Annotated in this window: 9 protein-coding genes; 4 read left to right on the top strand and 5 right to left on the bottom strand. The window is 50.9% G+C overall.

The genetic code is table 11. From position 1 onward, the window contains the following. The first annotated feature begins 12 nt into the window (after positions 1 to 12). Positions 13 to 609: a DUF4126 domain-containing protein gene (locus H6F72_RS16925; protein ID WP_190438004.1), complete on the top strand. Its 597-nt coding sequence runs from the start codon at positions 13 to 15 to the stop codon at positions 607 to 609. A 76-nt stretch (positions 610 to 685) separates the two neighbouring features. Here the strand turns inward: H6F72_RS16925 and hemH are convergent, their stop codons facing one another. Further along, on the bottom strand, positions 686 to 1,849 hold the full coding sequence (hemH, locus tag H6F72_RS16930; RefSeq protein ID WP_190438006.1) for a ferrochelatase: 1,164 nt from the start codon (positions 1,847 to 1,849) through the stop codon (positions 686 to 688). A gap of 242 nt (positions 1,850 to 2,091) precedes the next feature. On the opposite strand from hemH, the gene H6F72_RS16935 reads away from it, so the two are divergent. Next, the gene (locus H6F72_RS16935) at positions 2,092 to 3,270 is read left to right on the top strand and encodes a site-specific integrase (protein WP_190438009.1); all 1,179 of its coding nucleotides are present in this window, start codon (positions 2,092 to 2,094) and stop codon (positions 3,268 to 3,270) included. 16 nt (positions 3,271 to 3,286) lie between these two features. Here the strand turns inward: H6F72_RS16935 and argJ are convergent, their stop codons facing one another. The 4 genes from argJ to H6F72_RS16955 form a co-directional block, all read right to left on the bottom strand. Next, a complete protein-coding gene (gene argJ, locus H6F72_RS16940; RefSeq protein WP_190438012.1) occupies positions 3,287 to 4,627 on the bottom strand; it encodes a bifunctional ornithine acetyltransferase/N-acetylglutamate synthase in 1,341 nt (446 codons plus the stop codon). Positions 4,628 to 4,950: 323 nt separating this feature from the next. After that, complete coding sequence (gene gatB, locus H6F72_RS16945; protein WP_190438014.1) at positions 4,951 to 6,435, bottom strand: Asp-tRNA(Asn)/Glu-tRNA(Gln) amidotransferase subunit GatB; 1,485 nt, start codon at positions 6,433 to 6,435, stop codon at positions 4,951 to 4,953. A gap of 207 nt (positions 6,436 to 6,642) precedes the next feature. After that, a complete protein-coding gene (locus tag H6F72_RS16950; RefSeq protein WP_190438017.1) occupies positions 6,643 to 7,071 on the bottom strand; it encodes a peptidylprolyl isomerase in 429 nt (142 codons plus the stop codon). A 565-nt stretch (positions 7,072 to 7,636) separates the two neighbouring features. Further along, positions 7,637 to 11,188: a PAS domain S-box protein gene (locus H6F72_RS16955; protein WP_190438019.1), complete on the bottom strand. Its 3,552-nt coding sequence runs from the start codon at positions 11,186 to 11,188 to the stop codon at positions 7,637 to 7,639. A 654-nt stretch (positions 11,189 to 11,842) separates the two neighbouring features. Between H6F72_RS16955 and H6F72_RS16960 the strand changes: the two genes are divergently transcribed. After that, positions 11,843 to 14,329 (top strand): protein phosphatase 2C domain-containing protein, encoded by a 2,487-nt coding sequence (locus H6F72_RS16960; RefSeq protein WP_190438022.1) that lies wholly within the window; start codon positions 11,843 to 11,845, stop codon positions 14,327 to 14,329. Between the two features lie 95 nt (positions 14,330 to 14,424). Further along, entirely contained in the window at positions 14,425 to 16,137 is a 1,713-nt protein-coding gene (locus H6F72_RS16965; protein WP_190438024.1) for a CHAT domain-containing protein, read from the top strand. Positions 16,138 to 16,170: the final 33 nt, after the last annotated feature.

The following is a 16,170-nucleotide window of genomic DNA, read 5'->3' on the forward strand; positions in this document are numbered from 1 at the left end:
TAAATTGTCATTATGATTGAGATTCTAGCCGCGCTCTCCGCTTCTTCGGCGGCAGGTTTAAGAATTGCTTTGCCGCTATTGATTATTGGGTTGCTGCAAGGCGAAGACTTGTGGTCTCGTGTACCAATCTTGTCTCAGGTGCCGCCGCCTGTCGTGATTGGCGTGTTGGTGAGCTGGTCGCTATTAGAAGTCTCGATTTCGAAGCGACGGTTAGGGCAGCGGGCTTTACAAATTATTCAAGTGATTTTTAGCCCCATTGTTGGAGCCTTGATGGGGATGGCGATCGCTCGCGTGGCCGCAATGTCGCCTTGGCTGGTAGGGCTGATTGGTGTCGTGGGTGGTCTGTTAGCGTTAGTTTTACAGTTAGTGCAAATCGGCTGGTTTTACCGCCTCCGCAAACTGCCGCTTTGGATGATTTTTGCCCAAGATAGTTTGTGCATCATCTTGGTCTTTTTTGCTTTTGATGCGCCTCGCCAAGGTGGGCTCATCGCCTTACTGCTGCTGTGGCTAGCCATCCGGAGTTCTAAAGAATGGCGACGCTGGTATGCCGAGCAAGCTCATCCTCGCGATCGCCAACGGCCCCGGCGACACAAGCAAGAACCAGATTGACAAAACTCACCGGGTAAAAGCGCGAGAGCCTAATAAATCAGGTTATCCCGCGCTTCTATACTCGCTTAAAGCCAACTTATAGCAATCCCACAAAGTGCAGCGGCCCACGACCGCTGAGCAGTTCGATCATCAGCGCAATAAAGCCCAGCATGGCGATTCGGCCATTCCAAACTTCCGCCGCAGTCGTCATACCCCACTCCCACCGCTCTTGGGGGTACATCTTCACCATCTTCTTCATTTGGGTGACTTGAGACAGGGCGATCGGGGGAGCTTCTAATGCCTCAACGACGAGATCGGCTAAGTCCTCAATAAAACCAGGATGGGTATCGAGAGCAGGAACCCGCTGAAAATGATGAATTCCGGATTCTTCTGCTAACTCGCGGTACTCAATATCAATTTCTTGCAAGGTTTCAATATGTTCTGAAACGAAGCTGATCGGAACGATGGCTAAATCTTGAACACCTTGAGATCCTAATTCTGCGAGCGCATCCTCTGTATAGGGCTTTAGCCACTCTACTGGACCCACTCGGCTTTGGTATGCCAGTGTATGAGCATTGGGCCGATTGAGGGTTTGCATGATTAGCGCCGTGCATTCCTCAATCTCTTTCTGGTACGGATCGCCCGCTTCTTCGACATAGCTTACAGGAACGCCATGAGCGCTGAAGAAGATATGCACCTGGTCAGGGTTAGGAAATTTATCTAGTTCCTGAGCAATTAGCTGAGCCATTGCCTGGAGGTAACCAGGGCGGTTGTACCAGGACGCTACCGTTGTATATTCAACCTGGTTGAGAGCAGGGTCTTCTTGCCAAAGCTTCTCGAGTAAACGGAAGCTAGAGCCACTGGTGCTAATGGAAAACTGAGGATATAGGGGCAGGATTACTAGCTTTTCAATTTGGTCCCGCTTAATCCGGGCGATCGCTTCCTCAGTGAAAGGATGCCAGTAGCGCATGCCAATGTAGACCGAGGCATCATGGCCTTTTTGCCGCAAGGAAGCTTGAATTGCTTGGGCCTGAGCTTCTGTAATCCGTCGTAGAGGGGAGCCACCACCAATCTGACGATAGTTTTCCTGAGATTTCTTGGCTCGGCTCGTGGCGATAATCCAGGCTAGCGGCTTCTGCAACCAAGGAAATGGTAGACGAATGATTTCTGGATCAGAGAATAGGTTAAACAGGAAGGGACGGACGTCCTCCAGTTGATCAGGCCCACCTAAATTGAGCAATAGAACGCCAGTACGACCCATTGTGGTCACGATCCCCCTACCCTCTCATGTTTGTTACTGATTTTAACAATTAATTTCCTAAATCCGTTTGACATCACGGTGCTAAATACCCAACTTTAATTACTAAAGTTATGTATGGCGATCCCAAATGGGTTGTGAAAGATGCACCTCTCACAAGCCGCCAGTTTCATAAATTTTTTAGGACTGCTATATATTTCAAGTTCTTAAAAGATTTAAAACTCCTGTTAACTATTAAGTTTGCCATGACTGATGCCAATCAAGCGCTTGATGCGAAAATTCTTCAAGTAAATCAACGCCTCAAAGCGGCAAAGTTGGGACTGCAAATTGAGCGGCGGGGACAGAAGTTAAATTTGCGGGGTACTCTACCACCTCGACCGGATAGTTCACGTCTGCGTCCTCACCAACAACGACTGGTTTTGGGACTATCCGCTACCCCAAGCGGGTTGAAGCAGGCAGAACAGGAAGTTAAGGTGATCGCGGCTCAACTCATTCAAAAGACGTTTGATTGGCGGCACTATTTAGCTGTCTCCGGTGGAGGCCGATTGTATGACCTAGATTTGCCAGAACAAATTCAGGTCTTTGAAGAACATTTCTTGATGCAGCCGCAGCGAATAAAAAACTCAGCCTCCGCCAAGACTACCTGGCGCTTCACTTATGCGCCGTACCTGCGAAAATTAGTTGCGATCGCCCAAGAGCATCCCAAATTTAGTTTAGCTGAAGCGATTTACGCCACGGTGCGCTCAACTGATGACCAGTCTCGCAGTCGTCAAGCTTGCTGTACTGCACTAAGTGCCTTAGCAGAGTTTCTCAATTTAGAGTTGCCCATTGACCTAAAATCTCTCTGGGGCAGCTATAGCCCGAATCAAACTCAAGCGCGAGAACTCCCGTCCGATGAGCTGATCGTCAAAACGTTTGAGCAAATTCCCAACCCAGCGTGGCGATTTGTTTATGGCATTATGGCGACCTATGGGTTACGAAACCACGAAGTATTTTTTTCTGATTATTCCGGTTTAAGCCAAGGCGATGCGGCGAGCACGATTCAAGTCTTGTCTACAACTAAGACTGGAAGTCATGAAGTCTGGCCTTTCTTCCCTGAATGGATCGAGCAATTTGATCTCCGCAGCATTTGCTTGCCTCCCGTGGACACTGATCTCAACCGCACGACACTGCAACGAGTTGGGCAACAAGTGACGACCCAATTTCGCCGCTATCAAGTGCCCTTCTCACCCTACGATTTGCGCCATGCCTGGGCGGTCAGAACGATTCACTTTGGTCTGCCAGATACTGTCGCGGCTCGGATGATGGGGCACTCCGTCACGGTACACACCCGCACCTACCATCAGTGGCTGACGCGACGTGACCAACAGCAAGCGGTAGAAGCAGCTCTGAACCGTACTCAGCTCAAAGCGCCACTACGTTAATTCCCCCACTCAATAGTTAGGTGGTGTACTCGGCGTTGATTTTGACGTAGTCGTAGCTGAGGTCGCACCCCCAAGCGGTGCCAGAGCCAGATTCATTGCCGATGCTGACTGCGATTGTGACGACGTTTTGAGCTTGGCTTTCGCTGGTAGTCATGCGGGGGAAAGGAACTAGCTCGCCATTTTTCATCACCATCAAGTCATTACTTACCTCGGTGCTGACCACATCGGGCGGTAGCATCTCTTTGGCTGTTGCTTGTTTCAGGTAGGCACTCGCCGCAGCGCGATCGAATTTCAGCGGCTGGCCTTGCTCCATCAGCAAAAAGTCACCTAACTTGATTTGCAGATTTTCTTGACCAAAAGAAACTCCTGCACGACCTGCTGCAGCAGCAATACGCCCCCAGTTCGGGTCATGGCCGAAAATAGCTGATTTCACTAAGGAAGAACCCGCGATCGTGCGAGCGATTTGCCGAGCCGAGCTGTCGTCAGGCGCACCGGAGACTTGCACCTCCATTAAGCAAGTCGCTCCTTCCCCGTCGCGGGCGATCGCCTTAGCCAAATAGACACAAACCTCGGTCAACATGGCTTCTAGCTTGTCCGCATCGGGGCCAGGTTCGGTAATGGCAGGTGTGCGCGACTGACCGTTGGCCAGCGCTAAGAGCGTATCGTTGGTACTGGTGTCGCCATCTACTGTGATTTGGTTGAAGCTGCGATCGGCGGCGCGACTCAGCATGTCTTGCCAAAGGGGTGGGGAAACAGCGGCATCACAGGTAACGAATGCCAACATCGTCGCCATGTTGGGGTGAATCATGCCAGACCCTTTAGCAATTCCCCCGATCCGTACCGGACGACCGTGCAGGGTCGTTTCTAGGGCGATCGATTTAGTCACAAGATCGGTCGTAGCGATCGCTTGAGCCGCATGGTCCGAGCCTTGGTCAGAAGCAGCAGCGATCAGATGCGGAATCGCGGCTTTCAAGGCTGACATGGGGATACGCTGACCAATCACGCCAGTCGAGGCTAGCAAGATCGAGTCTGAAGAAATGTTCAGGGCTTGGGCTAAACTTTGGGCACTCTCGATCGCGTCAATCCAACCTTGGGAGCCAGTAGCGGCATTTGCTTGACCTGCATTACAGAGAATGGCTTGGGCACTTCCCTTCACTTGTAAGCGCTCTCGGCAGTAGTCCACACAGGCGGCTCGGACTTGAGTTGTAGTGAAAACACCTGCCGCGATCGCCTCCGCCTCCGACAAAATCAAAGCCAGGTCGGGCAAGCCAGAAGGTTTCAATCCAGCAGCTATTCCCGCAGCCCGATAGCCTCGCGGCGCTGTGATTCCACCGGGAATGTTTCGCCAATCTGACATTGTTCCTCCTCCCACCACTGAGACGCTTGAAAGGGGATTATATCAACTGGCCGCTATTACTTCACTACATTCGGCAGGTGCAGAACTTGTCTGCTAGGGTGCAAAATTCTGTGCGATCGTCACTAGATGGTTAACAATGGCAAATTGCCAAAGAAAAAGGGAGAGTCTGTAGCGACTCTCCCCGCCATCAGGGTGCATCTACTTATCACATTATGCCATCAAGGGGGTGTGGGGTGACACCCCTCATCAAAATTTCATCCAAAAAAAACACCAGGGTCTAATCCGACGCGGACGATCCCTGGTGAGTTCCGTTGAACAGAGGGTTATGGGTTCAGCTTTTGAGCGAGCAACTGATTAGTTAGTTTAGGGTTGGCCCGTCCACTCGTCTTCTTGAGCACCTGACCCACGAAGAAGCCTAACAGCTTGGTTTTACCACCCCGGTATTGCTCTAGTTCTTTGGGGTTGGAAGCAATCACTTCATCAATAATGGCCGCGATCGCATCAGGGTCAGAGAGTTGAGCTAAGCCGCGCTCCTCGACAATTTTGGCGGGAGAACCCCCGTTAGCCAGTAGGTCGGGCAGAATTTCCTTCCCAGCGTTGTTACTGATGGTGTTGTCTTCAATCAGCTTGACGAGTTCTGCCAGTGCCTCTGGCTTAAAGCCAATTTCGGTAATGCTGAGCTTGTTGGCATTGAGGTAGGCGGCAATATCACCCATGATCCAGTTGGCCGTTGGTTTGGGGCTAGCTTGGGCGGCGATCGCGGTTTCAAAATATTCAGCCACGCTGCGATCGTCGGTCAGAACTCGCGCGTCGTAGGCGGACAAGCCCAACTCGGTTTCGTAGCGATGCCGCTTTTGAGCAGGCAGTTCTGGCAGTTCTGAGCGCCATTGCTCTAGCTGTTCCGTGGTGACTTGGATCCCAGTCAGATCGGGTTCGGGGAAATAGCGGTAGTCGCTGGAGCCTTCTTTGACGCGCATACTAATGGTGCGCTGAGAGCCTTCTTCCCAGAGACGCGTTTCTTGAACAATTCGCTCTCCAGTAGCTAGCGCTTGAGTTTGCCGTTCAATTTCGTACTCAATTGCTTTTTGAATGGCACTGAAAGAGTTCATATTTTTGATTTCGACCTTGGTGCCGAACGCTTCCTGCCCTACTGGACGGATGGAAACGTTGACATCGCAACGCAGGGAGCCTTCCTGCATATTGCCGTCACCCACGCCGAGATAACGAATAATGCGGCGGAGTTCTTGAGCATACTCAGCCGCTTCTTGGCCTGTGCGTAAATCTGGCTCAGAAACAATTTCTAGGAGAGGAACTCCGGTGCGGTTGTAGTCAACCAAGGAGAAACTAGAACCCGCCAGGCGATCGCTGCCGCCGTGGACCAGTTTACCCGCATCTTCTTCCATGTGCAGTCGGGTAATGCCGATGCGCTTACGGGCTGGGTTGCCGTCTGAGTCTACCAGCTCAATTTCTAGCCAACCATGCTCAGCGATTGGTAAATCGAACTGAGAGATTTGGTAGTTTTTGGGCAAGTCAGGATAGAAATACTGCTTGCGATCGAATTTGCTAAAGGGAGCAATTTGGCAGTTGAGCGCCGTGCCTGTCTTAACCGCGTACTCCAGCACTTTCTGGTTCAGTACTGGTAGCACCCCTGGCATACCCATGCAAATTGGACAAATTTGGCTGTTGGGGTCACCGCCAAATTCGGTGGAGCAGTTGCAAAAGATCTTCGTGTCAGTTTTGAGCTGACAGTGGGTTTCAAGGCCAATAATCGCTTCGTACTGAGTTTTAACCGGAGCAGCAGTCGTCATGGGATACAGATTGCAGCGATGCAACAATTTGGCTCTATTGTAGCCCCGCAGCGCCTCACTCGGCGTTTTGCCAGAGCTTTTGTCCTAGATCAAGGGACTTTGAGTCTAGCTCCCCTTCCCTCTAGGGAAGGGGTTGGGGGTTAGGTCTCTTGATCTAAAGAGCAGGAAGGGCGAGGGAAGTCTGTCTAAACCATTAGGATGACGAGCTTAGGCAATATTTACCAGTTGAATATCGAAAGTTAACTCCTCGCCCGCCAGAGGGTGATTGGCATCTAGAGTCACGGTGCCATCGTTGACATCCGTAATCACCACCGGGATCACACCCCCGGTTTCTTCGCGAACTTGCAACTGTTGACCCACCTCAGGCTCTAAATCTTCCGGCATCTGCTGCCGATCGATCTCTACGACCATTTCTTCGCGGTAAGGGCCATAAGCTTGCTCGACTGGAATTTTTTCGGTTTTAGATTCTCCGGGAGCCATGCCGACAACGGCTTTCTCAAAACCAGGAATTAGATCGCCCTGACCAAGGGTGAATTGTAGTGGATCACGATTAGTCGAGGAATCAAATACAGTGCCATCATCTAGACGACCTGTGTAGTGAACAGTTACGGTATCACCAATTTTTGCTTGTGTCATTTTTTAATCTCGCGTTTCTAGTCTTGCAGGACCAATAAGGAGGGGCTAACACTGTTTTTATCCAGGCTGGAACTTTGCTCCTTGGGCTTAATTTCCAACGTTAGCGGATCGAGTGGTTAATCGGCTTCATTTTAGGGTCAATTTAATAATTTAATCGGTACTTTTTAAGAGCCGAGGTTGCTGAATCCGTTTCAGATCAAATCGCAGCCTAAGCTAAAGAAATTTTGTCAGAATTGATTGATTTGTGTTACTAGGTGCCGTTTTATTCAGGTGGCTCAGAATTTTTTGGTTCCTTTTAGGTTGTGGAAATCTCTTGGGAAGCTATCTTGTATGTGTATAAAAGCTACTTGTCGCAACTAAAGCTCAAAAAGTTGATTCGCAGTTTAGCTTGTTATTAAAGTTACAAAGAAATACAGGGATTTTGATTTCTCAAAGAGGAATTGCCGTAGCACAATCTACCTAATAATTTAGATATTTTACTGCGATCGCTGCCTTAAGTACCTATCAAGATTTCTATCAATTCTGGGGTGGCTTCAGCCTGGTTTCAGAGACTTAGCAAATTGACTCAAGACGTGACAGTTCGACCGAGTAGATTCGCGAGAGCGCTAACGAGAGAAGTTGGCTCTACAGGCTTAGCAAAATGCATTTGAAATCCCGCACTCAATGCCTGAGCCTGGTCTTCTTCTCTTGCATAAGCGGTTAAGGCGATCGCAGGCATCGGTTTGACTGGGTGATGTTCCAGGGTCTTGACTCTATGAATCAGGGCATAGCCATCTTCCCCTGGCATGGCAATGTCACTAATCAGAATGTCCGGTTGGAGATTTTCGTAAGCGGCGATCGCTTCGGCGACAGAAGCAACAGCAGTCACGTTGGCTCCAGATTGCTCCAAGATCGTTTGTAGCAGTTCTCTGGCATCATTCTCATCATCAACGACTAAGACACTCACGCCCTTTAAAATGGAGGACTCCAAGGCATTAGCGATGCCCTCCAGCAAGCAGTGCGTGGAAGGCGGAAGTTCTGGGTCGGAGGCTGATAGAACCAGAGGCGGCAGCTTGACCGTAAAGGTTGCGCCTTGTCCTTCTCCAGGGCTTGCAGCGCTGACTGTTCCTCCTTGCAACTCGACCAGGTGCCGCACGATCGCCAGACCCAAGCCTAAACCGCCATGCGATCGCGTACTGGTACTGTCTGCTTGTCGAAAGCGATCGAAGACGTGGGGCAAAAATTCTGCCGGAATACCTTGGCCTGTATCTTGGACCCGAATTTGAATGCAGGAGTCTATCAGCTCCAGACTAATCTCTACCTGACCACCCCTGGGCGTGAACTTAATTGCATTGGCCAACAGATTCCAGACAATTTGTTGCAGGCGATCGGGGTCTCCTAACACTTGAGTTGCCGCCTCGTTTAGCTTTGGCTCCAAGCTGATGCCTTTAGCCTCTGCTGCGGGGCGCACTGCATCAGTTGCCGCCGTAATGACTGTGATTAACTCTACAGGGCGCACTTGCAGTTGTAGCTTGCCTTGCACAATCCGCGAAACGTCTAGAATATCTTCAATCAGTTGAGCTTGAGATTTGGCATTGCGTTCAATGGTTTCTAAGGCTTTCGCTGTAGTAACTTCATCAAATTTGCGGCTTCCCAGTAACCGGGACCAACCCAAAATCGAGTTCAACGGAGTGCGTAACTCGTGAGAAAGCGTGGCGAGAAACTCGTCTTTCATCCGGTTCGCATCTTGAGCTTCTTGGTAAAGTCTGGCGTTGTCCACGGCTAAGGCTGCCCGCCGAGCTAAGTCTTCCGCCAGGGTGAGGTCAACCGAGTTATAGTGTCGCTGAGATTCGGAAATGGTGAAAGAAATGACCCCAATGGTGCGCCCAGCCGCAATCAGGGGCACAATCATGACCGACTTGGGGTGCAAGGAGCGGATCAGCCGTAGGTAGTCAGCATCGGTGGTGGAATCAGCGATCGCCGCTTCCGACACCTCAGCCAGTAGTTGAGATTCTCCCGTCTGTAGAGCTTGGAGCACAGGACGCAAGTGGCTGAGGCGCAGCGGATAATATTGCTGGAGTTGGCGAGCTAAATCTTCTTTGGCAGGGTCAATGTGAGCCACAGTCAGAGGCCGCAGCGACTCCCCATCCTCCACCATGTCGATGACACACAAATCGGCTAGATATGGCACTGCCAACCGAGCTAGGCTGATCAGCGTGGCCTCGTAATCCAAGGAGGCAGATAGGACCGCGCTGGCTTCGGCTAAAAATGTCGAGCGTTGTTCTGAGGCTTCGGCTACGGCGCGGGCTGCTTGCTCACAAATTAGTTGGGCTCGTTCCTCCTCGGCTTGCTTGCGTTCCGTAACATCCTGAATCTGAGCAATAAAATGTACAGGTTCGCCTTGGGAATTATGCACCAGCGAAACGTTCAGTAATACCCAAACAACGTGTCCCTGCTTGTGGAGATAGCGCTTTTCCATCTCATAAGCCTGAATCTCTCCAGTCAGCATTTGACAGACAAAGATTAAGGTTCTGTCTAAGTCGTCTGGGTGGGTGACCGCTTGAAAGTTGGTATTGAGCAATTCTGAATCTGAATAGCCCAGCATTTGGCAAAGGGAACGATTCACTTGCAAGAAGCGGCCATCTGTGGCGATCAGGGCCATTCCTACCGCTGAATCGTGGAAGGCTCCCTTAAAACGCTCCTCACTTTCACGCAGGGCAGCTAGCGCCGTTGTGTGTTCTACCACCATCGCTTGGCGGGCTTCAAACTCAGCGGCATGCATTACTGCTGCTGCAATAAAGCCTGCCATGAGGCGGAGCGTGTGCGTGTCTTGCTCACTAAAAGCATTGACGTTAGGAGACAGAACCTTCAGTACCCCGGCAATTCGGCGTTCGTAGCGCAAAGGGACTGCAATCATCGAGCGAGCTCCTACCCGTCGATAAACCTCTGGACTGATCCGGGGATCAGTTTCAGCGTCATCACATCGTAGAATTTCTCCGGTGTGAAAACATTGCCCAGAAAAGCAGGTATCAGCTTTAACGCGCAAGCCCACGTAAGGCGCTGCCGTTCCACTGGCAACTCGATAGACCATGTCTTCGCCGTTGGGTAGCAAAATGACCGCGCCTGTAGCCGAAGTAATCTTTTGCGTTCGCTCGGCAATTAAGTTCATGACGCGCAGTAAATCTAGCTCTGCGGTGGCGATGTCATGTTGGGTATCAATAATGGCTGTCAGCCGCTCAGCGTCATCGCGCAACCAAGCTTCTGTGCGTAAGCGCTCTGAAATCTGCTCTTTTAGGGCTGAGTTCGCAGTAGAAAGTTCAGCCGTTCGTTTAATTACTTCGGCTTCTAACTGGTCGTGGGCTGCCTGAAGGGCTTCCTCGGTGCGTTTACGCTCGGTCATGTCGCGCATCAGTTTTGAGAAGCCCCGTAAGCGCCCAAAGCGATCGCGTAAGGCCGTGGTGATGCCACTAGCATAGAAACGGCTCCCATCTTTTCGCACATGCCAGCGTTCGTCTTCGGCTCGGTCTTCGGCGATCGCTTGCTTAATCTCTTGGTCTGGCTTGCCCTGCTGCACATCCTCAGCCGTAAAAAAGCAAGAAAAATGCTGCTCTAGAATTTCAGCTTCTTTGTAGCCTAAGATCCGCTCGGCTCCTGGATTCCAACTCGTAACTCGGCCCCGCGTATCCAGCATGAAAATGGCATAATCTTTGACATTTTCGATTAGCAGCCGATACCGTTCCTCGCTACGGCGCAGGGTTTCCTGGTGCTGCTTTGATCTCAGCCAAAAAACTTCTGTCCCCTTCTGGGCTCGGTGGAGAGCGGCGCTCAGTAGGCTAATTAAAACTCCCTCCACCGCAAAGAGCCCCAGGGCAAAAGCCTGCTCTGAAGACGGCGATGTCAAGGAATCAAACGGGGCAACGTAAAAATAAGCGCAGCCCAAGGTGGCTAGCAGAGTGGCGACCATCCCAGGACCGAAGCCACCATACCAAGCGCTGGCTATGACAGCGCTAAATAGCAATAAGAATGGAACTTGTGATTCTAATAAATCAGCTAGTGGAGATTGCAGAAGTAGAGCCAATGCTACTCCTAGGACAGCAATCCCATAGCGCAGGAATAGTGAACGGTAGACTGGCAGCATGGTTCTGTACAGGCGGTAGCAGGGGAAGTTGAATCATTCCAGAAGCACCTTCAAAGGTATAGACGATTTGTGAGGGCACAAAAGTCATAAAAGGTTGACCGTTGCTCTATAAGACAAGCCAATTAGAGTTAGAGCTCATCTCTCAAACTCTCCCAATCCAACCTTTAAGGCGGAGTCAGCTCAGGATTGAATAGAAATAGCTCAGGGCGCTAACTAGATTGGCTATAGAGTTGTCAGCGATGGAAGTAAATTCGTTGCTACCAGTTAAGCCAGTCAGTCAGTTGGTGGTTCATTGTCTTTAATTAATGAGTTATTCATCATGTTTTTAATATCTAAGTAACAAGGTATAAACTGAGGCGGGCCTTGTCTTCTGTCTTTAGTGAAGTCCTATGGAACTTACCTCTCATCCGCTAGTTCATACGTAGTCAGGGTTTCTACCCTGATTGTTTAGCACTAACGCCTCAAGAGTTAAGCTCATTTAAGCTCCCTCCCCCTGGATCGGGGCAAGATGGTGAGATGACGACGCTGTTCGCACACCTGAACCAGCTAATGTAGTGAACAGCAAACGTTACAATCCATAGCAACAGTTACATAGCAACAGTTAGGCTCGCAAACTATGGCTGCGCCCCTTTGGTGGCTCTGGTAGGACCATTCATGAATCATGCTACGGCACCCATTTATTGCCCCATTTGTCAGACGCTCAATACGGAGGCGTACAACTTTTGCCAACAATGCCGATCCTCTCTGCCCAAACGATATCTCTGGGCTGTAGGGACAGGGGTTGATGCCTATCAAATCGGAGATGTCTTAGGCGATCGCTATGTCTTAAAAAGCCGCCGAGTTTTGTTCGACACTAAACCAGGGCTGCTCCCCGATCTACCCAGTGATATTTCCGACGCGATCGCCCCTTATCTCAGGTTGTTTCCGTATCAACTGCATATTCCCCAGGTATATGGGCAAGTGCAAACGGAAAAGGGCGCTCCAGTGGTGCTGCTGGAGCAAGTTCCGCTAGAGACGAGGCGTTGGAGCCAGAGTGCAGCCGAACTATCGCATCCACTGTTCCCTGCCTTGGCTGATGTCTGGACAGAGGCCCCAGCAATCCGACAACTGAATTGGTTGTGGCAAATCTCGCAGTTATGGCAGCCGTTTAGTAGTGAAAGGGTAGCTTCTAGCCTAGTCGAGCCCCAACTGTTGCGAGTGGAAGGGCCACTGGTGCGCCTACTGGAACTACAGAGCGATCGCAAATCCGCTCCTACTTTGAGGGAACTCGGACAGTTATGGTTGCAGTGGGCACCGACGGCCCAGCCTGAAATTGCGCGTTTTCTAGCAGCCTTGTGTCATCAAATGATTCAAGGGCAGATTCGTACGCCCGAACAACTGACTGCTCAACTAGACCGAGGCTTGGTTGTTTGTGGGCGATCGCAAGCTCGTTTGGCCCAGATTGCTACGCGCACTGACCAAGGCCCCAGTCGCCAACGCAATGAGGATGCCTGCTACCCGGCGAGTGGTACTGCTTTTTCAGTGCCATTGCATCCTGGGGAAACGCCCAAAACCCTGACCTTGGTTTGTGATGGCATTGGTGGTCATGAAGGAGGGGATGTTGCTTCTAATCTCGCGATCGCTGCCGTTCAGGAACGAATTCAAGATCTAGAACTGGACGTAGCTCTGCAACACCCAGATAGCTTAATGGCAGAACTGGAGCAGGCTGTGTGTCTTGCCAATGATTTAATTTGTCAGCGCAATGACCAAGAGCAACGGCTAGACCGCCAACGCATGGGCACCACTTTAGTCATGGCATTGGCCCGTGGTCATGAAGCTTATATCACTCATATTGGCGATAGCCGCGTCTATTGGATTACCCGAACTGGTTGTTACCAACTCACAGTAGATGACGATGTCGCTTCGCGGGAAGTGCGCTTGGGCTATGCCTTATACCGAGATGCGGTACAGCAACCAGTTGCAGGTTCGCTGGTGCAAGCTCTAGGCATGAGTAGTTCAGCTACGCTGCATCCGACTGTGCAGCGTTTGATTCTGGATGAAGCGGGTGTCTTCTTACTTTGTTCGGACGGCTTGACTGAGAACGATCGCGTTGAGGAGTGCTGGGAAACCGAAATTCTGCCAATTTTGGACGGTAAGGTGGATGTAGCCACTGCTTGCCAACGCCTGGTCGAAATTGGCAACATGCGGAATGGGCATGACAACGTTACTGTCGGCCTGCTCTACTACCAAGTGACGCATACCGAAGCGATCGCAGAATTGCCAGCGTCTCTGTTGACGGAGTCACCGGATCTAGACCTCCCCCCAACTAGGCAGCCCACGGCGATCGTAACTGACACACCCACTCAGGTGGTGAATGCAGCTCCATCCACCCTAAAAACTCAAATCTTACCGCCACGGCGTTCTCCGAATGGAGCTCTACTGCTGCTAGGCATTCTGTTGTTGGTTGGTCTAGGCGGCGTTCTCGCTTATCTGCTTTTGCCTGGGGTTAGTCGTCGCATCGATCCACTACTGGGTCGGGCTCCCCAACCAGATGGAGCGCAAGTAAACCCTGGTACGCCTATTCCTACCCTGCCCTCACCAAATTCCTCGCCCCTTGTCTCGTCGCTCACCTTGGCCCCAGGGACTTTGATTCAAATTCGTCAACCCACTTCAGGGCTTGCTAGCGATCGCGAAACCGGATCAATTCAATTGCAACCTCAGCCGGGCAGTTCTACAACTGCACCTGATCCCGAATCAGGCACTGCATCAGGCGATCGCACTCCTAATGCTGCAACGGCTCAGTTAGTTCCCGCAGGGGGACTACTGCAAGTCTTGAGCAAGCAAGTCATTCCTGCTCAAGGCAGTTGGGTCAAATTAAAAGTTTGCTCCATTCCTAGTGGCACGAACGCTCAGGAACCCGCGTCTCCAAAAACCGCAACTCCCATTCCTACCGCCTCGCCTGCCAACCGCGCGACAACCCCGTCACCCAGCGATCGCTTTCTGCAACCTGGAGCCAGTGGCTGGATTGAAGAAGCAGTTTTAATGCCCTTGATTGAGCCTAATTCGCCCTCACCAAATCAATTAGGAGCTTGTAGCAATCCCCCATTAACCTCGACACCCACGCCTACCACTGCACCCAGCCAATCACCAGCTCCAGAATAAATGGACTCTGCTGTCGGAACTCAACTCTTCCAAGACCAGATAGACTGATAGGAAAACTAGCGATCGCTCAGATTCTTACAACTTACGGTTTTTGAATGCCTGTGTCAGAAACTCCTTGCCTTAGCCTGTCCATTCAGCGTTTGGCAGCTTCAGGAACAAATCGATATGTAATCTGGGTTATCAATGCCCCCTACCCGAGTGGGTACGTCTTACACGATTGCGTTTGGCCTGACACGCTAACGCAAGCTTGGCAAGCTTGGCAGGAAATGTTTTCTCTGCGCGGTCTGCCGCAAGTGCCTCATGTCTCTTCGGTGCCACCAGCGACATCGCCTCCAGCCTCTACACCAGAACCCAACGCCCTACCGTATGGGGCTCGCTTGATGCAGAACTTAGGGGTCAACTTGTGGCAATGGCTATTTGACGGCCCCGTAGAAGCTAGCATCAATCGTAGCCAAGGCATGGCTTTTGGGCTAGGTACACCGCTGCGATTGCGCTTAGAGATTCGCGACCCTGAATTGATTGCCTTGCCTTGGGAAATCATGCAATCCCAAATGGGCCGCTCAGTGATTTCGATCGCTAGTGATCAGATTTTGTTTAGCCGTACGACTAGTGAGGTAGAATCGCTGCCAGCTTTACGGATGGAGCAATCCCTCAAGGTGCTTTTGGTCCTAGGGCAAGGCATAGATACAGCCTCTAATCATTCTGAAAATGTTGGGGCTGGGGCTGCATCCCCGCAACCAGCAACGCTGAATCTAGAACAAGAAGCCGCTGCATTAGAAGAAATCCTGACCAATCATGAGGTTTCAGACACAGGCGGCCAGCAAACAGTAGCAGTGCGCTCCCAGGTAGACACTCTGATCCAGCCCACTCCAGCACAGCTAATTGAGCACCTAGAAACAGGAAAATACAACATTTTCTTTTACGCAGGGCATGGTGTACCTGCACCTGACGGCGGCTTGCTCTTGTTGGGTCCTGGAAACGCTCTTAATGGCACCGAATTAGCTCAAGTTTTGACTCGTTGCCGCGTTACTCTCGCAGTATTTAATGCTTGCTGGGGTGCCCAGCCAGATCACACCAATGACCAACCAATTCCACGCAGCAGTCTGGCAGAAGTCCTGATTCATCATGGAGTCCCTGCGGTTCTGGGCATGCGCGATTCTATTACAGACCAAGAAGCGTTGAGTTTTATCCGTTCCTTCGCCCAAGCCCTGAGAAAAAGTGAACCGATCGATCGGGCAGTAGCTTTGGCAAGACAGCATCTTTTAATGCTGTACAAATTTAATCAGCCTGCTTGGACCTTGCCAGTTCTGTACATGCATCCACAATTTGATGGTCGATTGATCCACACGGAGGGTGGTATCCAGTTCGGGCAGGACATTAAGGAAGATAAAGGCAACAACACCATGCTGCCGCCAGAAGGATTTCCTAGCGACATCAGACCTCGGATTCCAATGGCTTCTCTACGCTTAAGCGGACTTCCACCTAAAGCTTGGCCAATTCGAGACGGAGTAATTCGGGTAGGCAGCCAAGGAGATAATGATTTGGTTTTACCAGAAGCTGGAGTTTCTCGATACCATGCCAAAATTTTCTATAGAGATGCTTCAGATCAGCCAGATAACCAGCCAGCCTACATCCTGCAAGATGTGTCTCGATATGGAACTTTCATTTTAGGGTCAAATGGCTGGCGAAGAATCCACCAACAGGAAGTCTCTTTGCGCTCTGGAGTTCAGCTAAAATTTGGCAATCCTAATGGGCAAGCGTTAGAGTTTTTGATCGAGCGCCCAACTTCTGAGGAAAACCACATCTAAGCCAATTGGCCTAAATTTCAATTGCTTGCGGAA

The organism is Trichocoleus sp. FACHB-46 (assembly GCF_014695385.1).
Classification (GTDB): Bacteria; Cyanobacteriota; Cyanobacteriia; order FACHB-46; family FACHB-46; genus Trichocoleus.